Here is an 18,705-nt window from a genome sequence, read left to right as displayed (position 1 = left end):
ACGCATGTCGGTGGCGACGGCGGGCCCGCCCGGGTCTGCGAGGCCGGTGGCTCCTACGACCCCGCCGTGCGGCTGACGACGGTGACGGACCCGGCGCTGTCCGAGGTCTTCTCCTCGGGCACGCTCAGGACCGGTCTTCCCGTGAAGGGCTCCAAGGGCTCCGGCTCCATCGACGGAACCAGGGCGGTCTACCGGGCGAGGTGCCAGACCGGGCCGGTGGTCTTCGTGGTGGAGCAGCTGGACCACACGGAGCACTCGGCCGCCGGCCTCGCCCGTGAGCTGCTGCCCGGCTATGTGGCCGCCGAGGCCGAGCGCGTCGGCTGCGGTCCGGAGAAGGTGACGCTGCCGGGCTCCTGACGGCGCCCGGCCGGCGACCGGCGATACTTTGCGGACAGCCCGGGCGAGAGAGCGAGGAGCCGGCACGATGAGTACCGCCGCACTGGTCGGCGTTCCCCGGTGAGGGGGCGTGCGAAGCCCCCGTCGGCGCCGCTGCCGCAGCGGGACGGGATCGACCCGGTCCGGCTGCGGCTCCCCGAGGATCCGGACGGGGCGTGGCCGACGGTGCGTGATCATCTGCTGGTGCGGTTCGCGGGGGCGATCGGCGCGCGGCGGGTGGACGCCATGTTCGCCGAGGGCCGGTTCGTCTCCGTGCGGGGGCCGGTGTCCGCCGACGAGCGGTACGAAGCGGGCCGGTACATCTGGTTCCACCGGGATTTCGCGCCGGAGGAGCCGGTGCCGTTCCCGGTCGGTGTGGTCCACCGCGACGAGCATCTGGTCGTCGCCGACAAGCCGCACTTCCTGGCGACGACGCCGCGCGGCCGGCACATCACCGAGACCGCGGTGGCCCGGCTGCGCCGCGAGCTGGAGCTGCCCCGGTTGCAGCCGGCGCACCGGCTGGACCGGCTGACGGCGGGCCTCGTCCTGTTCGTCGTACGACCCGGGGAGCGGGGCGCGTACCAGACGATGTTCCGGGACCGTCTGGTGCGCAAGGAGTACGAGGCGGTGGCACCGTACGACCCCGCGTCGGCCTTCCCGCGTACGGTGCGCAGCCGGATCGTGAAGGAGCGCGGGGTGATCGCCGCCCGTGAGGAGCCGGGCGAGCCGAACAGCGAGAGCCGGATCGAGCTGCTGGAGCACCGGGAGGGGCTCGGCCGCTACCGGTTGCTGCCCGCCACCGGGCGGACCCATCAGCTGCGGGTCCATATGAACGCCCTGGGGCTGCCGCTCGTCCACGATCCGGTCTATCCGCTGGTCGAGGCGGAAGGAGCGCCGGACGACTTCGCGCGCCCGCTCCAGCTCCTCGCCCGGGTGCTGGAGTTCACCGATCCGGTCACGGGTGAGCCGCGCCGCTTCGAGAGCGGGCTGCGGCTCTCCGCGTGGCCGGACCGGTGAGCGTCCGCGGTCCTCAGTGACCGCGGGCGATCCACTCGTCCAGGTGCGGGGCCTCCGCGCCGATGGTGGTGGAGTCGCCGTGTCCGGTACGGACGGTGGTCTCCGGCGGGAGCGCGAGCAGCCGGTCCCTGATCGACGCGACGATGGTCGGGAAGTGGGAGAAGGACCGTCCGGTGGCGCCGGGCCCGCCCTGGAAGAGCGTGTCCCCGGTGAAGACGGTGGCCTGCCCGGGGGCGTACAGGCAGACGGCGCCCGGGGCATGGCCGGGGGTGTGCAGGACCTTGAGCGTCGTTCCGGCGATCTCCAGCTCCTGGCCGTCGGTCAGTTCGCCGTCCGGGAGCCGGTCCGGGTGGGTCTGCTTCCACAGCGGCAGGTCGTCGGGGTGCAGCAGGATCGGCGCGCCGGTCGCGTCGGCCAGGGCGGGGGCCGCGTCGATGTGGTCGTTGTGCGCGTGCGTGCAGACGATGGCGCGCAGCGTACGGCCGTTCAGCGCGTCCTCGATGGCGGTGGCGTCATGGGCGGCGTCGATGACGATCGCCTCGGTGTCGTCGCCGACGATCCAGACGTTGTTGTCGACGTCCCACTCCCCGCCGTCGAGGGCGAAGGTGCCGGAGGTGACGAGGTGGTCGATGCGGGCGGCCATCAGAGGACCACCACCGAGCGCAGCACGTCGCCGTCGTGCATCCGGGCGAAGGCCTGCTCGACGTCGCCGAGTCCGATGGTCTCGGTGACGAACGCGCCGAGGTCGATCCGCCCCTGCTGGTGCAGGTCGACGAGCATCGGGAAGTCGCGCGAGGGCAGGCAGTCGCCGTACCAGGAGGACTTGAGCGAGCCGCCGCGCCCGAAGACGTCGAGGAGCGGCAGTTCCAGCTGCATCTCCGGGGTGGGGACGCCGACCAGGACGACGGTGCCGGCGAGGTCGCGGGCGTAGAAGGCCTGCTTGTACGTCTCGGGGCGGCCGACCGCCTCGATGACGACATCCGCGCCGTTGCCGCCGGTGAGGGAGCGGATCGCCTCGACCGGGTCGGTGGAGCGGGAGTTGACGGTGTGCGTGGCGCCCATCGTCTTCGCCGTCTCCAGCTTGCGGTCGTCGATGTCCACGGCGATGATCTTCGCCGCGCCGGCCAGCCGGGCGCCGGCGATCGCCGCGTCGCCGACGCCGCCGCAGCCGATCACGGCGACCGAGTCGCCGCGGCCGACCTGTCCGGTGTTGATGGCGGCGCCGATGCCCGCCATCACGCCGCAGCCGAGCAGTCCGGCGACGGCCGGGGAGACCTCCGGGTCGACCTTGGTGCACTGACCGGCGGCGACCAGGGTCTTCTCGGCGAAGGCGCCGATGCCGAGGGCCGGCGACAGCTCCGTGCCGTCGAGCAGGGTCATCCTCTGCTTCGCGTTGTGGGTGTCGAAGCAGTACCAGGGGCGGCCGCGCAGACAGGCGCGGCACTGTCCGCAGACGGCACGCCAGTTGAGGATGACGAAGTCGCCGGGGGCGATGTCCGTGACGCCCTCGCCGACGGACTCCACCACGCCCGAGGCCTCATGACCGAGCAGGAAGGGGAACTCGTCGTTGATCCCGCCCTGCTTGTAGTGGAGGTCGGTGTGGCAGACGCCGCACGCCTGGATCTTCACCACGGCCTCGCCGGGGCCCGGGTCCGGGATCACGATCGTCTCGATCCGTACCGGCTCGTTCTTCCCCGGTGCGATGACCCCTTGCACCTGCTGCGACATACCGTGGTCTCCCTGTTTCCGTCTCTTTACGAAGATCGAACACGAACAACCGTACGCCCCGTGAGGGTGTCACGGCGGCGCGCCGCATTGGCGGGAAACGACTGCCGTCCACCCGGTGGGATGTACCGCTTTCGGTCAGATGATGCACCCTGCTGAACTCCGGTGGTTTCCAGGCCGTCCTTCGATGCACAGGGGCCGCCGAATCAGTACCTGCGGGGGCAGGGGTCGCGTGGTCCAGCAGCAGTGGAATGACGGATCATGGGGGAAGTACCTTGACCGAGACCACCAGAACCACGGAGAGGACCGGTCGGCGGACCGGCGGACCGGGACCCGGACCCGGAGCAGCCGCGCCGGGGACACCGGTCGGCGGACTCGTCCCGTACACCGACGCGTTGCCCGTCCCGCCGGTGCTCCGCCCGCAGAGCGGTGATGTGCTCCGCGAGACCGAGATCGCCCTGTCACCCACCTGGGTGCGGCTGCACGCGCAGCTGCCGCCGACGCTGATGTGGGGGTACAACGGCACGGTGCCGGGGCCGACCATCGAGGTGCGGCGCGGGCAGCGGATCAGGATCGCCTGGACCAACCGCATCCCCAGGGGCAGCGAGTACCCGGTCACGGCGGTGGAGGTCGGACCGGTCAAGCAGGACGAACCGGCACCGCACAACCGCCCCGGACGCGACGGTGTCGAGCCGAACGCGGACGTCGCCGCGCTGCCCGCCTGGACGGTGACGCATCTGCACGGCGCGCAGACCGGTGGCGGCAACGACGGCTGGGCGGACAACGCGGTCGGCTTCGGCGACGCGCAGCTGTCGGAGTACCCGAACGACCACCAGGCCACGCAGTGGTGGTACCACGACCACGCGATGAACATCACCCGGTGGAATGTGTACGCCGGGCTCGTCGGCACCTATCTGGTCAGGGACGACGAGGAGGACGCGCTCGGTCTGCCGTCCGGCGACCGGGAGTTGCCGCTGATCCTCGCCGACCGCAACCTGGACACCGACGCGGACGGCCGGCTCAACGGGCGGCTGCTGCACAAGACGACGATGATCACCGAGGCCGATCCGGAGACCGGGAAGCCGGTGTCGCTGCCGTTCCTCGGCCCGTACACCACGGTCAACGGCCGCATCTGGCCGCATCTGGACGTGGACGACGCCTGGTACCGGTTCCGGCTCGTCAACGCCTCCAACGCCCGGATCTACGATCTGGTGCTGGTCGACGAGGACAACAACCCGGTGCCGGGCGTGATCCGGCAGATCGGCAGCGACGGCGGGCTGTTGCCGCGCCCGGTGCCGGTCGACTTCGACGCGGTGCTGCCGCAGCTGACGATCGCCCCGGCCGAGCGGATGGACCTGCTGATCGACTTCTCGGCGCTGGCCGGGCGCCGGGTCCGGCTGGTCAACCGCGGCAGACTGGCGCCGGGGGTGCCGGACCTGTCGGCGAACGTGCCGTTCCCGCAGGTGATGGAGTTCCGGGTACGGGAGACGGGGCAGCGGGACGGTTTCGAACTGCCCGAGGTGCTGTCCGGTTCGTTCCGGCGGTACGAGCACGGCCTGCTGGAGCACGGGCACCGGCTCGTGGTGCTGACGGTGCCGGGCACGGTCGGCGGCGGCGGTCACCCGGAGATCTGGGAGATGGCGGAGGTCGAGGACGCCGCCGGGGTGCAGGTGCCTGCGGACGGCGTCATCCAGGTGCGGGGCGAGGACGGCACGGTGCGCACGTACCGCAGGATCTCGCGGACCTTCAACGACGGCCTCGGCTTCACGGTGGGCGAAGGCGCCTACGAGCAGTGGTCGTTCCTCAACCTGGGCGGTCCGACGCATCCGATGCACATCCATCTGGCGGACTTCCAGGTGATGGGCCGGGAGGCGTACGAACTCGACGGCTTCGACCCGGCGGTCGGCGGAACCCGATCCCCCGTGGCGTTCGACCATGGCACCACGATCCCGACGGCACCGAACGAGCGGGGCTGGAAGGACGTCTTCCGGGTGCCTGCCGGGCAGTTGGTGAAGGTGCTCGGGAGGTTCGACGGGGCGTACGGGCGGTTCATGTACCACTGCCATCTGCTGGAGCACGAGGACATGGGCATGATGCGGCCGTTCGTCGTGATGCCGCCCGAGGCGGTGAAGTTCGACCACGGCGCCGGGCACGGCGGCCACCACGGCCACAGCGGCTGACCGGCCGGATCGGCGGCCCCCGCGGGATCGTTCCGCGGGGGCCGCCGCGTGTCCGCGGTCCGCGGCCTCAGGGCGCGAGGACGTCCAGTTCGTGCAGGGCGCCCACCGCGATCTCCTTCGTGATCCGCTCCGCCGCCGCGGCGTCGCCCTCGCGGACCGCCTCGGCGAGCCGGACGTGGAGGGTGACCGCGGCCGGGTCCGGGTCCTCGAACATCACCTGGTGGTGGGTGCGGCCCGCCAGGACCTCGGCGACGACGTCGCCGAGCCGCGCGAACATCTCGTTGCCGGAGGCGTTGAGCACGATCCGGTGGAACGCGATGTCGTGCTCCAGATAGCCCTCCAGCTGCTGGCCGCGCGAGGTGGCTACCATGCCGAGCGCGCACTCGGTGAGGGCCGCGCACTGTTCCGGGGTGGCGTTGCGGGCGGCGAGGCCGGCCGCGACGGGTTCGATCGCCGACCGCAGCACGGTCAGGGAGCGCAGCTGGCGCGGGCGGTCGGCGCCGGCCAGCCGCCACCGGATGACCTGGGGGTCGTACACGTTCCACGCCTCGGTCGGCCGCACGGTGACGCCGACCCGGCGCCGGGACTCGACCAGGTGCATGGACTCCAGGACGCGGATCACCTCGCGTACGACGGTGCGCGAGACGTCGAAGCGCTGGGCCAGCTCATCGGTGCGCAGGACCTGTCCCGGCGGGTGCTCCCCGGCGGCGATCTCCAGACCCAGGGTGTCCAGCACATGTGTATGCAGCCCAGGGCCCTGTGTGGTCATGAGCACAGCCTACGGGGCGCCCCTCAGGAACAAAAAGTACGACGTTTATGTCACAGCATCTTGAATAAGTCGTACGTATGGGTTTCAGTAGCGCGACGGACCGATGTCGAGGAAGACATCGAAGAAGACTGCGAGGCACCACCAATGAGCACCCCCCACGTCGTCGTGGTGATGGGCGTAGCAGGGACCGGCAAGACCACGATCGGCCCCCTGCTCGCCGCCGGACTCGGCGTTCCGTACGCAGAGGGCGACGACTTCCATCCCGCGGCGAACATCGCCAAGATGTCGGCCGGCACCCCGCTGGACGACTCCGACCGGTGGCCCTGGCTCGATGCGATCGGCCGGTGGGCGCACAGCCGGGCGGGGCTCGGCGGAGTGGTGAGCAGCTCGGCGCTCAAGCGGTCCTACCGCGACCGGCTGCGCGCCGAGGCACCCGGTGCGGTCTTCCTCCATCTGACCGGCGACCGGGCCCTGATCGAGCACCGCATGGCGGAGCGCAAGGGGCACTTCATGCCCACCGCGCTGCTCGACTCGCAGTTCGCCACCCTGCAGCCGCTGCAGGAGGACGAGGCCGGAGTCTCGGTCGACGTGTCCGGCACCCCCGAAGAAATCACCCAGCGAGCCGTCGCCGCGCTGCGCCGGCTCGGAAACTAAGGATCACCACCGTGACCAGTCTCAGCGTCGAGATGTTGGCAGCGGATGCCGTCGAACCGATCACTTCGGCAGGCAACGCGCAGTTGGGCATCGCAGTCCTGGCGGGCATCGCCGTCATCGTTCTGCTCATCACCAGGTTCAAGATGCACGCGTTCCTCGCGCTGACCATCGGCTCGCTGGCGCTCGGCTCGTTCGCCGGCGCCGCTCCGGCCAAGACGATCGCCAGCTTCACCGCCGGGCTCGGCTCGACCGTCGCGGGTGTCGGTGTGCTCATCGCGCTCGGCGCGATCCTCGGCAAGCTGCTTGCCGACTCCGGTGGCGCGGACCAGATCGTCGACACCATCCTCGCGAAGGCGAGCCGGCGCTCCATGCCGTGGGCGATGGTCCTGATCGCCTCGATCATCGGCCTGCCGCTCTTCTTCGAGGTCGGCATCGTGCTGCTGATCCCGGTGGTGCTGCTCGTCGCGAAGCGCGGCAACTTCTCCCTGATGCGGATCGGCATCCCGGCCCTGGCCGGTCTCTCCGTGATGCACGGCCTGATCCCGCCGCACCCCGGCCCGCTGGTGGCGATCGACGCCCTCGGCGCCAACCTCGGCGTCACGCTGGCGCTGGGTGTGCTGGTCGCGATCCCGACCGTGATCATCGCGGGGCCGGTCTTCTCCCGCTACGCGGCCCGCTGGGTGGACATCAAGGCTCCGGAGAAGATGATTCCGCAGCGTCCCTCGGAGGATCTCGACCGCCGTCCCAGCTTCGGCGCCACCCTGGCGACCATTCTGCTGCCGGTCGTGCTGATGCTGATCAAGGCCCTGGTCGACATCGTCGTGGACGACCCGGAGCAGGGCCTGCAGAAGGTCACCGATGTGATCGGCTCGCCGCTGATCGCTCTCCTCGCGGCCGTCATAGTCGGCATGTTCACGCTGGGCCGGGCGGCCGGTTTCTCCAAGGGCCGGCTCTCCACCACCGTCGAGAAGTCCCTGGCCCCGATCGCCGGTGTGCTGCTGATCGTGGGCGCGGGCGGCGGTTTCAAGCAGACCCTGATCGACGCCGGCGTGGGCCAGATGATCCTGGACTTCTCCAAGGACTGGTCGATCCCGGCACTGCTGCTGGGCTGGCTGATCGCCGTCGCGATCCGGCTCGCCACCGGCTCGGCGACCGTGGCCACCATCTCGGCGGCCGGTCTGGTCGCCCCGCTGGCCGCCGACATGTCGACGTCCCACGCCGCTCTGCTGGTCCTCGCCGTCGGCGCGGGCTCGCTCTTCTTCAGCCATGTCAATGACGCCGGGTTCTGGCTGGTGAAGGAGTACTTCGGCATGAACGTCGGCCAGACGGTGAAGACCTGGTCGGTGATGGAGACCATCATCTCCGTGGTCTCGCTGGCCTTCATCCTGCTGCTGTCGCTGGTCATCTAGGGTCTTTCGTCTGGATCGGGCCGGATCACGAGCCCGGCATGATCCAAACGAAAGACCCTGGCGCGCGGCCGCCCGCACGGTCCTCCCCCCACAGCGCATGCTGCGACCGTGCCCGATGGCGCTCGACCGACCCGGTGCGCATGCGATGGCGTGCGCACCGGGTCGGCGGGCGCCCTTGCCATGTGCCCGGCCGGGCCGGTCGCCCACCCGTACCGGTGCACAACTCGTCGCGCCCCGCGCACAGTTGACGGCGCCCGCCCCGCACCGGCACCGGCGCCGCGCCCCGGCGGGCATGTCAGACTTGGCGCCATGTCGAACCGTGAACCCCTCAAGCCCTTCCTCCTCGCCTTCCCCGGACCGCTGCGCGACCGGCTGGTGGGAGCGGTGCTGGCCGGCGCGAAGGTGTCGACGACCGGGCTGCTCGCGGAGTACGAGGCGGAGAAGGAGGAGCTGCCTCCGGTGGGTGAGCGGTCCGCGCTGATCGACTCGGACGGCCGGGAGACCGCGGTGCTGGAGGTGACGGAGGTGCGGGTGCTGCGCCTCGGTGACGTCGACCTCCAGCATGTGATCGACGAGGGCGAGGGCGACGCGTCGATCGCCGAGTGGCGCGCGGGGCACGAGAGGTTCTGGCACAGCGAGGAGATGCGGGAGGCGCTCGGCGATCCGGGGTTCACCGTCGACGACGACACCATGGTCGTCGCCGAACGGTTCCGGGTCGTCGAGCTGCTGGACCCCGTCGTGGGGGCGGAGGAGCGCTAGGTGTTCTGTCCCGGGAGGTTGTGGACGGGTGATGCAGGTCTCGGCTGAGGGATCTCGAACGGGTGAGGGCCTTCCGGGTCCGGTGTGGATTGCGACGTCCACACCGAGCGAAAGGCCCTCGTGCCCCACCGTAATGCGCCCCTGACCGAGACCGGACGCCTGCGCCCCCGCACCGAACGCCGGATCATCAAGGTCCGCGTCCTGCGCCGGTGGGGACCGGCCCGCATCGCGCACCTGCTCGGGCTGGTGCCCTCCACCGTGCACCGCGTCCTGACCCGCTACCGCCTGGCCCGCCTCACCCACAGCGAGATCCACGGCGACGAACGCAAGGAGACCGCCGCCACGTTCTGGACCGGGCCCAGCAGTTCTTCACCTCCGGCATCACGTCACCCGGGCAACAGGCTGCCTTCGAAACCATCAGCGCGGTTGATGGGGTGGTCGAGGAAGACCTCGTCCGCCAGAGCGAATCCGTTCGTGAGCGTCACGGCGTGGGGTGCGAGGTCCTCGACGACGCTCTCGGCCGCGTCGGGCAGCCGCCGCACCTGGTCGCCGGTCAGATACCCCTCCGCGAGCAGGTCTCCGCTGTGAGCCGCGACCCGGCGCAGGGCGAACAGCCGGTGCAGCAGAACCAGCTGACGCCGTGCTTCCGGGTCGGTGGCCCGGGTGGCCGCGTCCAGAAGGGCCTGGGCAGCCTGACCGTGCGCGTAGGCGTCGACCAGTTCCAGAGCCGGGGTGACGGTGGCGTTCCACCGCTTGAGGGGGTCGCCGGCCGTTCGGCTGCGCAGACGGGTACGCGCTCGTCGGTGCCAGATGCGTTCGATGTCGGCCAACAGATCCTGGAGGAAGACCGGATCGCCGAGGTCGCGGTCCTCGGGCGGCGCCGTCCGGGGTTCCTCCGGAGTGAAGTGCCCGAGAAGCATCTCGCCCGCGGCCTTGACCCAGATGACAAGGTTGTCGCCCTCCGCCGTGATGGTTCCCTCGTTGGCCGCCAGCTGGCCCGCGATTCCGTTGGCCAGGAAGAGCCCCTGCGCACCGCAGCGTTCGCGGCACTCGGTCATCACGGCGCGGGCCCGCCAGGTGATCCAGCCCTTGGCTATGGCCGCGAACCGCTCGCCGTCCTCCCGCTCCGACTCCGTTGCCCGCGCCCACTGCCGTACCGCGGCGCGGTGCAGGAGGGTCGCGGCGTAGGAGGTCGCGATGGCGTCGATGAGCGGGGCGTGGTGGCTGCGGTGAGCGAACAGCGGAACATCGCCGCGGGCCGACACGCCGGAAGTCTGCCTCGTATGGGCGTGCCGTACGGCTACGGCGAGCGCGTGACGCATGACTCCGAGGCTGTAGGCGCTCATGCAGTGCTTGCCGGCGGTGACGCGGCCGATGGAGTGCAGGAAGCGCTTGCGGGGGCTGCCGATGGAGCTGGTGAAGTCGCCTTCCGGTGTGAGGCGCCCGTGATCGGACTGCAGGAGTGCTCCGTGGGGCAACCGCACATGGTCGAAGGACGTGACGGAGTGGTCGACGGGGGCGGTGGCGGTCTGCGGCAGCCTGCGTATCCCGACTCCTGGCAGAGGGAGCCCGGCCTCGTCGCTGAGCGGGGTGAGGAACAGGAAGACGCCCCGGTCCTTGCCGTCCGTGATGAGGCGGGCGGCCACGACAGCGGATTTGGGGCCGCCGATGGAGCTGGTGTTCGGCATGAACTTGCTTGCGGCCGCACTGGGCGTGTGCAGCACGAACTCCCTCGCGGCCCGGTCGTACGTGGCGGTGGTCTCCAGCTGCGCGGCACTGTTGCCGTGACCGGCCTCCGTGCACAGGAACGTTCCTTTACGCCGCAGATCGACCCATTCCCCCAGATCACGGTCCGGACCCTGCGCGTGGTCGACGAGACTGCCGAGGAAGAGGTTGTAGTGGATGCTCGCCACTGTTCCCAGTCCCGCGTCCACCGGGCCGACCCATTCGTGGAGTGCCGCGAGCCGCTCCACATCGGCCACGAACTCCTCGGGCTTGTCGAGCGCGTCGTTGATCAGGTGTAAACGTTCGTAGGACAGTGCGGCACGCTCATCAGGAGACAGCCCTTCCCTGAAGCGGAACGGCTCGGTACTGAACAGCTTGCGCCAGGGCTCGTGGAACTCTTCCAGCCGTTCACCGAAGAGCACCCGCGTCAGCGCCGCGACGGTCGAAGCTGCCTGGTCGGAGGAGGGCGAGGCGTTGTTGATCACGCTTCGGAACGCTAGCTCATACGTTCGGTAAGTACGGCGTGATGATCAACACGATTGAGATCATCCAAATGACGGTACCCACGCGTCGCGGGGCGCGGGTACGTCCCGCACCGTCAGGGAATGTACGGAAAGGTCGCGGCGGAGGCCGCTCGCCCGGGTGGATGATCCAAACGAGAGGCCCTACCCGACCTCCTTCGCCGCCGCCCGGCCCGCCGCGCGACCGGAGAATATGCAGCCGCCGAGGAAGGTCCCCTCCAGCGAGCGGTAGCCGTGCACCCCGCCGCCGCCGAACCCGGCCGCCTCCCCCGCCGCGTACACACCGGACAGGGGGGTGCCGTCCGCGGTCAGCACCCGGGACGACAGGTCGGTCTCCAGTCCGCCGAGCGACTTGCGGGTCAGGATGTTCAGCCGTACGGCGATCAGCGGGCCGGCCTCGGGGTCGAGGATGCGGTGCGGCGCGGCCGTCCGGATCAGCTTGTCGCCGAGGTAGGCGCGGGCACCGTGGATCGCGGTGATCTGGAGGTCCTTGGTGAAGGGGTTGGCGATCTCGCGGTCGCGTGCGGTGATCTCGCGGCGCAGTTCGGCCTCGTCGATCAGCGGCTCGGCGGTGAGCGCGTTCATGCCCCGGACGAGCGCGGCGAGGTCCTTCTCGACGACGAAGTCCGCTCCGTTGTCCATGAACGCCTTGACCGGGGCCGGTACGTCGGCACGGGCCCGGCCGATCACGCCGCGGATCGACTTTCCGGTCAGATCCGGGTTCTGCTCGGAGCCGGAGAGCGCGAACTCCTTCCCGATGATCTTCCGGTCGAGCACGAACCAGGTGTGGTCGTGGCCGGACCTCATGATGTGTTCGAGGGTGCCGAGGGTGTCGAAGCCCGGGAAGAGCGGGACCGGCAGCCGCTTGCCGCGGGCGTCCAGCCAGAGCGAGGACGGTCCGGGCAGGATCCGGATGCCGTGCCTGGCCCAGATCGGGTTCCAGTTCTCGATGCCCTCGGTGTAGTGCCACATCCGGTCGCGGTTGATGTGGTGGGCGCCCGCCTCCTCGGCGATGCCGAGCATGAGCCCGTCGACGTGGGCGGGGACGCCGGAGAGCATCTTCGCGGGCGGGGTGCCGAGCCGCTCCGGCCACTGCTTGCGCACCAGGTCGTGGTTGCCGCCGATGCCGCCGGAGGTGACGATCACCGCCTGGGCCCTCAGCTCGAACGTGCCGGTCGCCCGGCGGCTGCTCGCGGTGCCCCGGGCGGCGGCGCTCGGCTCCAGCACCTCGCCCGTCACCGTGTCGACGGCGCCCGCGGTGCGGCCGAGGCCGGTGACCCGGTGCCGGAACCGGAACTGTACGAGCCCCTTGGCGACGCCCGCACGGACCCGGCGCTCGAAGGGGGCGACGATACCGGGGCCGGTGCCCCAGGTGATGTGGAAGCGGGGTACGGAGTTGCCGTGGCCGTTCGCGTCGTAGCCGCCGCGCTCGGCCCAGCCGACGACGGGGAAGATCCGCAGCCCCTGGGCGTGCAGCCAGGAGCGCTTTTCACCGGCCGCGAAGTCGACGTACGCCTCGGCCCACTTCCGCGGCCAGTGGTCCTCCTCGCGGTCGAAGCCCGCCGTGCCGAACCAGTCCTGGAGGGCCAGCTCGTGGCTGTCCTTGACCCGCATCCGGCGCTGCTCGGGCGAGTCGACGAGGAAGAGGCCACCGAAGGACCAGTGCGCCTGGCCGCCGATCGACTGCTCGGGCTCCTGGTCGAGCAGGATCACCGAGCGGCCCGCGTCGACCAGCTCGGCGGTGGCCACCAGACCGGCGAGCCCCGCCCCGATAACGATCACATCAGCGTCGTACGCCATGGGTTCCATCCTTGTCGGGGCGGTCGATCCGGTCACGGCCGCGGTGGGGACCGGAGCCGGCTGCGGAGCGGACTCCTGAGCCGGCTTCCGAGACGGAAGTTACTCGTGCGTCAGATCTTCTGCACCGGCCGCTGCGGCGTCAACCGCCCGGTCGGCGGCGCTCCGGCCGCACCCCTGGGACACAGGCGCTATCGTCGATACAAATCACCCACTTCTGGCCTGACTTGAGGTAGAAGCGTGTCGGTGCTGGTCTTCGTGCTCGCCGTGAGTGCCGCCTGCTGTCTGGGCTTCGGCTTCGTACTGCAGCAGGCCGCCGCTTCGCACGCCCCGCGGAGCGACTACCTCTCGCCCCGGCTGCTGCTCGACCTGATGCGGGTGCCGAGCTGGCTGGCCGGGATCGGGCTGATGGTCTGCGGCATGGTGCTGGGCGCCCTGGCCCTGGGCAAGGGCGAGGTCTCCGTCGTCGAACCCCTCCTCGCGACCAATCTGCTCTTCGCGATGGCCCTGTCACGCCATCGCACCGGCCAGCGGCTCGGCCATCAGGGCTGGGCCGGTCTCTGGCTGCTGGCCGGCGGGGTCACCGCCTTTCTGCTGGCGGGCCAGCCGCAGGGCGGCGAGGCGGTGACCAGCCCGCTGCGGCACTGGCTGGTGATCGGCGTGGTCGTGGGCACCGCACTGCTGCTCACCGCCGTCGCCAAGGGCTCCGCGTCCGGGGCCGCCCCCGCGCTGCTCGCGGTGGCGGCCGGGCTGCTGTACGGACTGCAGGACGCGCTCACCCGGGTCAGCGGCCAGCGGCTGTCCGACGGCGGATGGGCGGCGCTGGTGACGGGGTGGCAGCCGTACGCGGTGGTGGTGCTGGGGGTGACGGGACTGCTGCTGGTGCAGAGCGCGTTCGAGACGGGGCCGCTGCGGGTCTCGCTGCCCCCGCTGACCGCCGCGCAGCCACTGGCCGGGATCGCCTGTGGAGTCGGTTTCCTCGGCGACCGGTTGCGCACCGACACCGGTGCGCTGGCCTGGCAGGCGGCCGGTCTCGTGGCGATCGTCATCGGGATCGTGCTGCTCGGGCTGCATCCGGCGATGCCGGAGGGGCCGGTGGGCGGGCGCCGGGAGAAGAGCCTCCAGCCGAACTGAGCGGAGCGCCCGGCCGAGCACCCCCCGCACTGGTTTTTAATAATGGCCAGCATTAGAATGCCGCCATGGCGCGAACGTCCGGGCAGGAGACCAGGGAGAAGCTGATCCGCGCGGCCGAGGAGGTATTCGCCGCGCAGGGCCCCGACGGCGCCCAGCTGCGGGACATCGTCCGGCTGGCCGGACAGAGCAACCCCTCCGCGGTCCAGTACCACTTCGGCTCCCGGGCCGGCCTGCTGGACGCGGTGATGGCGGGCCGCCAGGCCCGCACCGAACAGGTGCTGGCCCCCCTGCTCGACGAGCTGGGCGAGGACGGCGGCGTACGGGAGCTGCTCGCCGCGCTGGTGGCGGCCGAGGCGAGCCTGCTCGCCGACGACCGCGGCCGCCGCTGTCTGCTGATCTCGTCCCGGCTCACCCATGAGACCGGGCTGCGGACCGGCCGGCTGCACCCCGTCCTGGACGGCACCAGCTACGGGCGGCTGATCGGCCGCGTCGGGGACCGTCTGGGCGAGCTCCCCGGCCCCGTGCGTCTGGAGCGCCTGGATTTCGCGCTCACCCTGATCGGCGCGGCGCTGGCCGACCGCGCCCGTCAGCGCCTCGACGGCACCGAACCGCTGACCGGCGACGAGCTCTTCCTCGCCGATCTCGTCGGGACCACCACCGCGTTCCTGTGCGCCCCCGCGCCGGGCAACGCGTGACCGACCGCACCACTTGGTATCTGCACCACACGAAGGAAGCGACATGACCGACAAGAGCAACCTCACCGACAAGACCGTCATCATCACCGGCGGAGCCCGGGGCCTGGGCGCCGAGGCCGCCCGCCTCGCGGTGGCGGGCGGTGCCCATGTGGTGATCACCGATGTGCTCGACGAGGAGGGTGCCGCCACCGCCGCTGAGCTGGGGGCCAGGGCCCGCTTCGTGCACCACGACGTGACCTCCGAGGAGGACTGGCAGCGCGTGGCGGAGTTCGCCGTCGCCGAGTTCGGGCGGATCGACGGGCTGGTCAACAACGCCGGGGTGTCCACCGGCCAGCCGCTGGAGAGCGAGAGCGTCGAGCACTTCCGCAAGGTCATCGACATCAACCTGACGGCCGTCTTCATCGGCATGAAGACGGTGATCCCGGTGATGAAGGAGAACGGCGGCGGTTCGATCGTCAACATCTCCTCGGCCGCCGGTCTGATGGGCCTCGCCCTGACCTCCAGCTACGGCGCCTCGAAGTGGGGCGTGCGCGGTCTGACGAAGGTCGGCGCGGTGGAGCTCGGCACGGCGAGGATCCGGGTGAACTCGGTGCACCCGGGCATGGTCTACACGCCGATGACCGCGTCCGTCGGCATCCAGCAGGGCGAGGGCAACTACCCGAACACCCCGATGGGCCGGGTCGGCGAGGCCCCGGAGATCGCGGAGGCGGTCACCTTCCTGCTCTCGGACGCCGCCTCGTACATCACCGGCGCCGAGCTGGCCGTGGACGGAGGCTGGACCACCGGCCCGACGGTCAAGTACGTCATGGGGCAGTAGCCCGTCCCGCGGTGGCCTGATGTTGGATGAGGAGCATGACTCCTTCTGACGAGATCCTGGACATCGTCGACGAGAACGACGTGGTCGTGGGGCAGGCCCCGCGCGGTGAGGCCACCGCGCGGGGCCTTCGCCATCGCTGCGCCTTCATCGAGGTCCGGGACGCGGAGGGCCGGCTCTTCGTCCACCGCCGGACCCCGGGCAAGCTGGTCTTCCCGTCGCACTACGACATGTTCGTCGGCGGGGTGGTCGGCGCCGGTGAGTCGTACGACGAGGCGGCGCTGCGGGAGGCCGAGGAGGAGCTGGGGGTGTCCGGGCTCCCCCGGCCCGAACCGCTCTTCAAGTTCCTCTACGAGACCCCCGGGCACTCCTGGTGGTCGTACGTCTACCGGGTGCGGTGCGAGCTGCCGGTGAACCCGCAGGCGGAGGAGGTCGCCTGGCACACCTTCCTCAGCGATGACGAGCTGGCTCAGCGGATCGACGACTGGGACTGGGTACCGGACGGGTTGGAGGCGTACCACCGGCTGCGCGCCTTCCGGGCGTCCGGTACGGCCTCCTGAGCCGGACGGCGGACACCGGCAAGGCGGCAGATAAGGTTCACAAGTGAACGGATTCGTACAGAGCCTGCGGTTGTGGTTCGCACCGCAGCGCATCCGCGAAGAGGGCGACACCCCCGACTACCGGTTCTCGCTCGCCAATGAGCGCACCTTCCTCGCCTGGATCCGGACGGCTCTGGCACTGATCGGCGGCGGCTTCGCGGTCGACCAGTTCCTGCCGGAGCTGGCGTGGGCGGTCCGCGCCGGTCTGGCGCTCGCGCTGCTGGCGGCCGGTGTGCTGTGCGCGCTGCGGGCGGTCAACCACTGGGTGCGGTGCGAGCGGGCGATGCGGCGCGGGGAGGACCTTCCGGTCTCGCGGTTCCCGACGCTGCTCGCACTGGCCGTCGGCGTCGTCGCGGTGGCGATGGTGGTGGTCGTCTTCGGCTGGGAGGGCCGGTGACCTCCCAGGGGCGCGACCCCGGGCTTCAGCCCGAGCGGACCCGGCTGGCCTGGCGGCGTACGACGCTGTCGTGCACGGTGGTGGCGCTGCTGGCGGTCAAGCAGGCGCTGCACGGCGGGGCGGGCCCGGCCGCGATCGTGGCGGTGTCGCTGAGCGCGCTGGCCTGGCTGGGTTTTCTTCGGGTGGCGCATCTGCGGGTGCTCGGGATGGGGACCGCCCGGCCGCGACCGCTGTCGGCGCGCGGCGCGCTGACGGCGGCGGCGTGCACGGTGGCGCTCGCGGTGTTCGCTGCGGCCATGCTGTTCTGAGGGCCGGGTGAGGGTCCGTCAGAGGTCCGGGACCTCCCAGGGGACGGTGACGACGATCTTTCCGCGGGTGCGTCCCCGCTCGCTCAGGCGATGGGCGTCCGCCGCCCGCTCCAGCGGGAAGACCTGTTCCACATGGACCGAGACGATGCCCTGCTCGGCCAGTTCGGCCAGATGGGTGAGGTCCTTCGCGTCCGGGCGTACGTAGGCGTAGTGGCCGCCGTACGCGAGGACCTCGCCGTCCGCGATGGAGGCCAGGCGGCCCTGGGGCCTCAGCACTTCGGCGGAGACCCGGAGCGCCTCGCCGCCGACGGTGTCGAACGCGGCGTCGACGCCGTCCGGGGCCAGGGCCCGCAGCCGGTCGGCGAGGCCGTCCCCGTAGGCCACCGGTTCCCCGCCGAGCTGCCGGACGTGGTCGTGGTTGCGTTCGCTCGCGGTGCCGATGACGCGGGCTCCGGCGTGCCGGGCGAGCTGGACGGCGAACGAGCCGACCCCGCCGGCCGCCGCGTGGACGAGGACCGTGTCGCCCTCGCGGATCCTCAGGGTGCGGTGCAGGACCTGGTAGGCGGTGAGGCCGGCCAGCGGGAGTCCCGCCGCCTCCTCGAAGCTCAGGCTCAGCGGCTTGCGGGCGAGGGTGCGCACGGGGGCGGCGACGTATTCGGCGAAGGTGCCGCGGCAGAGGAAGTCCTCCCGCACATAGCCGATGACCTCGTCGCCGACCGCGAACTCCTCGACGGCCGCGCCGGGCTGCACGACGACGCCGGAGACGTCCCAGCCCGGGATCACCGGGAACACGGCCTGCAGGGCGGCGTCGAGGTGGCCCTCGCGGGCCTTCCAGTCGACCGGGTTGACGGCTGCGGCCCGCACCTTCACCAGGACGGTGTCCGGGCCGACCCTGGGGTCGGGCCGCTCGCCGTACTCCAGGACGTCGGCCCCGCCGTACCCGCTGTAGCTGATCGCCTTCATGCACCGACCATCGGTGCGGGTCCGGGCCGCCGCAAGTCAGGCCGCCGTGCCCCGGGCGGCGGGCCCCTCACCAGCGCGGGATCGCCGGCGTCCGCCACTGCGGTTCGGCCTTGCGCATCGCGGCCGCGTCGTCGCGCTCGCGCATCGTGCCGTCGTCGTCGAGCCAGCGCCGGTGCAGCACGGCCAGGCGCTCCCGGTCGAGTTCGACCCCGAGTCCGGGTGCGTCGGACACGGTGAGCCGGCCGTCCTCGAAGACGTGACGGGCGGTGATGACGTCCTCGCTCTGCCAGGGGTAGTGGCTGTCGCAGGCGTAGTCGAGGTTGGGGACGGTGGCCGCGACATGGGTCATCGCGGCGAGGCTGATGCCGAGGTGGGTGTTGGAGTGCATGGAGAGTCCGACGCCGAAGGTGCGGCAGATCCCGGCCAGTTCACGGGTACGGTGCAGGCCGCCCCAGTAGTGGTGGTCGGAGAGGACCACCTGCACGGCGCCCCGGGCGAAGGCCTCCGGCACCTCGGCGAGGGTGGTCACGCACATGTTGGTGGCGAGCGGTACGTCGGTGCCGGCGGCGACCGCGGCCATCAGGTCCGTGCCGCTCGCCGGGTCCTCCAGGTATTCGAGTACGTCCTTCAGCTGCTCGGCGACGTACAGCGAGGTCCCGACGGACCAGGCGCCGTTGGGGTCGAGCCGCAGCGGCTGCCCGGGGAACTCCTCGGCCAGGGCGCGGATCGCGGCGATCTCCCGGTCGGGCTCGAAGACGCCGCCCTTCAGCTTGAAGGAGGAGAAGCCGTGCTCGCGGGCGAAGCGCCGGGCCTGGGCGACGACACCGGCCGGGTCGAGGGCGGCGCCCCAGTCGTCCTGTTCAC

Annotated in this window: 18 protein-coding genes and 1 pseudogene; 12 read left to right on the top strand and 7 right to left on the bottom strand. The window is 71.2% G+C overall.

The genetic code is table 11. The features are described 5' to 3' along the window. Together ACWCPY_RS41350 and ACWCPY_RS41345 are read left to right on the top strand one after the other, a co-directional pair. Positions 1–357 (top strand): annotated as a pseudogene (locus tag ACWCPY_RS41350) (hypothetical protein); the annotation flags it as partial. 99 nt (positions 358–456) lie between these two features. Beyond that, positions 457–1,392, top strand: a complete 936-nt coding sequence (locus ACWCPY_RS41345; protein WP_451274085.1) for a pseudouridine synthase — start codon at positions 457–459, stop codon at positions 1,390–1,392. Positions 1,393–1,405: 13 nt separating this feature from the next. Here ACWCPY_RS41345 and ACWCPY_RS41340 read toward each other — a convergent pair whose 3' ends face one another. Beyond that, positions 1,406–2,035, bottom strand: coding sequence for an MBL fold metallo-hydrolase (locus tag ACWCPY_RS41340; protein WP_451274083.1), 630 nt, complete (start codon positions 2,033–2,035; stop codon positions 1,406–1,408). After that, positions 2,035–3,120, bottom strand: coding sequence for an S-(hydroxymethyl)mycothiol dehydrogenase (locus ACWCPY_RS41335; protein WP_451274081.1), 1,086 nt, complete (start codon positions 3,118–3,120; stop codon positions 2,035–2,037). Before ACWCPY_RS41335 ends, ACWCPY_RS41340 begins: the two co-directional genes overlap by 1 nt. 272 nt (positions 3,121–3,392) lie before the next feature. On the opposite strand from ACWCPY_RS41335, the gene phsA reads away from it, so the two are divergent. Further along, on the top strand, positions 3,393–5,297 hold the full coding sequence (gene phsA / locus ACWCPY_RS41330; RefSeq protein WP_451274079.1) for an O-aminophenol oxidase PhsA: 1,905 nt from the start codon (positions 3,393–3,395) through the stop codon (positions 5,295–5,297). A 67-nt stretch (positions 5,298–5,364) separates the two neighbouring features. Here phsA and ACWCPY_RS41325 read toward each other — a convergent pair whose 3' ends face one another. Beyond that, entirely contained in the window at positions 5,365–6,066 is a 702-nt protein-coding gene (locus ACWCPY_RS41325) for a FadR/GntR family transcriptional regulator (protein WP_451274077.1), read from the bottom strand. A gap of 144 nt (positions 6,067–6,210) precedes the next feature. Here ACWCPY_RS41325 and ACWCPY_RS41320 point away from each other — a divergent pair, with 144 nt between their 5' ends. The 3 genes from ACWCPY_RS41320 (at position 6,211) to ACWCPY_RS41310 (ending at position 8,888) form a co-directional block, all read left to right on the top strand. Further along, positions 6,211–6,720, top strand: coding sequence for a gluconokinase (locus ACWCPY_RS41320; protein ID WP_451274075.1), 510 nt, complete (start codon positions 6,211–6,213; stop codon positions 6,718–6,720). Between the two features lie 11 nt (positions 6,721–6,731). Continuing rightward, positions 6,732–8,129: a GntT/GntP/DsdX family permease gene (locus ACWCPY_RS41315; protein ID WP_451274073.1), complete on the top strand. Its 1,398-nt coding sequence runs from the start codon at positions 6,732–6,734 to the stop codon at positions 8,127–8,129. Positions 8,130–8,438: 309 nt separating this feature from the next. Further along, on the top strand, positions 8,439–8,888 hold the full coding sequence (locus ACWCPY_RS41310; protein WP_451274071.1) for an ASCH domain-containing protein: 450 nt from the start codon (positions 8,439–8,441) through the stop codon (positions 8,886–8,888). Between the two features lie 386 nt (positions 8,889–9,274). Here ACWCPY_RS41310 and ACWCPY_RS41305 read toward each other — a convergent pair whose 3' ends face one another. Both ACWCPY_RS41305 and ACWCPY_RS41300 read right to left on the bottom strand, forming a co-directional pair. Next, positions 9,275–11,098 carry an acyl-CoA dehydrogenase family protein gene (locus ACWCPY_RS41305; RefSeq protein ID WP_451274069.1) on the bottom strand — a complete coding sequence of 608 codons (1,824 nt, stop codon included), beginning with the start codon at positions 11,096–11,098 and terminating at the stop codon, positions 9,275–9,277. Between the two features lie 180 nt (positions 11,099–11,278). Further along, positions 11,279–12,934 (bottom strand): FAD-binding dehydrogenase, encoded by a 1,656-nt coding sequence (locus tag ACWCPY_RS41300; protein WP_451274067.1) that lies wholly within the window; start codon positions 12,932–12,934, stop codon positions 11,279–11,281. A gap of 237 nt (positions 12,935–13,171) precedes the next feature. On the opposite strand from ACWCPY_RS41300, the gene ACWCPY_RS41295 reads away from it, so the two are divergent. From ACWCPY_RS41295 to ACWCPY_RS41270, 6 genes are all read left to right on the top strand, one after another. Beyond that, on the top strand, positions 13,172–14,065 hold the full coding sequence (locus ACWCPY_RS41295; RefSeq protein ID WP_451274065.1) for a DMT family transporter: 894 nt from the start codon (positions 13,172–13,174) through the stop codon (positions 14,063–14,065). 65 nt (positions 14,066–14,130) lie between these two features. Further along, positions 14,131–14,760 (top strand): TetR/AcrR family transcriptional regulator, encoded by a 630-nt coding sequence (locus tag ACWCPY_RS41290; RefSeq protein WP_451274064.1) that lies wholly within the window; start codon positions 14,131–14,133, stop codon positions 14,758–14,760. 43 nt (positions 14,761–14,803) lie between these two features. Continuing rightward, positions 14,804–15,577, top strand: a complete 774-nt coding sequence (locus ACWCPY_RS41285) for a glucose 1-dehydrogenase (RefSeq protein ID WP_451274062.1) — start codon at positions 14,804–14,806, stop codon at positions 15,575–15,577. A gap of 35 nt (positions 15,578–15,612) precedes the next feature. Continuing rightward, positions 15,613–16,134 carry an NUDIX hydrolase gene (locus ACWCPY_RS41280; RefSeq protein ID WP_451274060.1) on the top strand — a complete coding sequence of 174 codons (522 nt, stop codon included), beginning with the start codon at positions 15,613–15,615 and terminating at the stop codon, positions 16,132–16,134. Positions 16,135–16,177: 43 nt separating this feature from the next. Beyond that, on the top strand, positions 16,178–16,570 hold the full coding sequence (locus ACWCPY_RS41275) for a YidH family protein (RefSeq protein WP_451274058.1): 393 nt from the start codon (positions 16,178–16,180) through the stop codon (positions 16,568–16,570). Continuing rightward, positions 16,567–16,878, top strand: a complete 312-nt coding sequence (locus ACWCPY_RS41270) for a DUF202 domain-containing protein (RefSeq protein ID WP_451274056.1) — start codon at positions 16,567–16,569, stop codon at positions 16,876–16,878. Before ACWCPY_RS41275 ends, ACWCPY_RS41270 begins: the two co-directional genes overlap by 4 nt. Before the next feature lie 18 nt (positions 16,879–16,896). Here the strand turns inward: ACWCPY_RS41270 and ACWCPY_RS41265 are convergent, their stop codons facing one another. Further along, positions 16,897–17,841, bottom strand: coding sequence for an NADP-dependent oxidoreductase (locus ACWCPY_RS41265; protein ID WP_451274054.1), 945 nt, complete (start codon positions 17,839–17,841; stop codon positions 16,897–16,899). A 67-nt stretch (positions 17,842–17,908) separates the two neighbouring features. Further along, positions 17,909–18,705: enolase C-terminal domain-like protein (locus ACWCPY_RS41260; protein ID WP_451274052.1), on the bottom strand; the 797-nt coding region annotated here is incomplete at its 5' end.

Source organism: Streptomyces sp. NPDC002403 (assembly GCF_053593015.1).
This window is presented reverse-complemented; position numbering and strand designations above follow the sequence as displayed.

Excerpts from the sequence above, each read along its gene's own strand:
- ACWCPY_RS41340 (WP_451274083.1), bottom strand. The coding sequence starts at position 2,035 with ATGGCCGCCCGCATCGACCACCTCGTCACCTCCGGCACCTTCGCCCTC.
- ACWCPY_RS41285 (WP_451274062.1), top strand. The coding sequence starts at position 14,804 with ATGACCGACAAGAGCAACCTCACCGACAAGACCGTCATCATCACCGGC.
- ACWCPY_RS41310 (WP_451274071.1), top strand. The coding sequence starts at position 8,439 with ATGTCGAACCGTGAACCCCTCAAGCCCTTCCTCCTCGCCTTCCCCGGA.
- ACWCPY_RS41320 (WP_451274075.1), top strand. The coding sequence starts at position 6,211 with ATGAGCACCCCCCACGTCGTCGTGGTGATGGGCGTAGCAGGGACCGGC.
- ACWCPY_RS41300 (WP_451274067.1), bottom strand. The coding sequence starts at position 12,934 with ATGGCGTACGACGCTGATGTGATCGTTATCGGGGCGGGGCTCGCCGGT.
- ACWCPY_RS41325 (WP_451274077.1), bottom strand. The coding sequence starts at position 6,066 with ATGACCACACAGGGCCCTGGGCTGCATACACATGTGCTGGACACCCTG.
- ACWCPY_RS41290 (WP_451274064.1), top strand. The coding sequence starts at position 14,131 with ATGGCGCGAACGTCCGGGCAGGAGACCAGGGAGAAGCTGATCCGCGCG.
- ACWCPY_RS41335 (WP_451274081.1), bottom strand. The coding sequence starts at position 3,120 with ATGTCGCAGCAGGTGCAAGGGGTCATCGCACCGGGGAAGAACGAGCCG.
- ACWCPY_RS41280 (WP_451274060.1), top strand. The coding sequence starts at position 15,613 with ATGACTCCTTCTGACGAGATCCTGGACATCGTCGACGAGAACGACGTG.
- ACWCPY_RS41265 (WP_451274054.1), bottom strand. The coding sequence starts at position 17,841 with ATGAAGGCGATCAGCTACAGCGGGTACGGCGGGGCCGACGTCCTGGAG.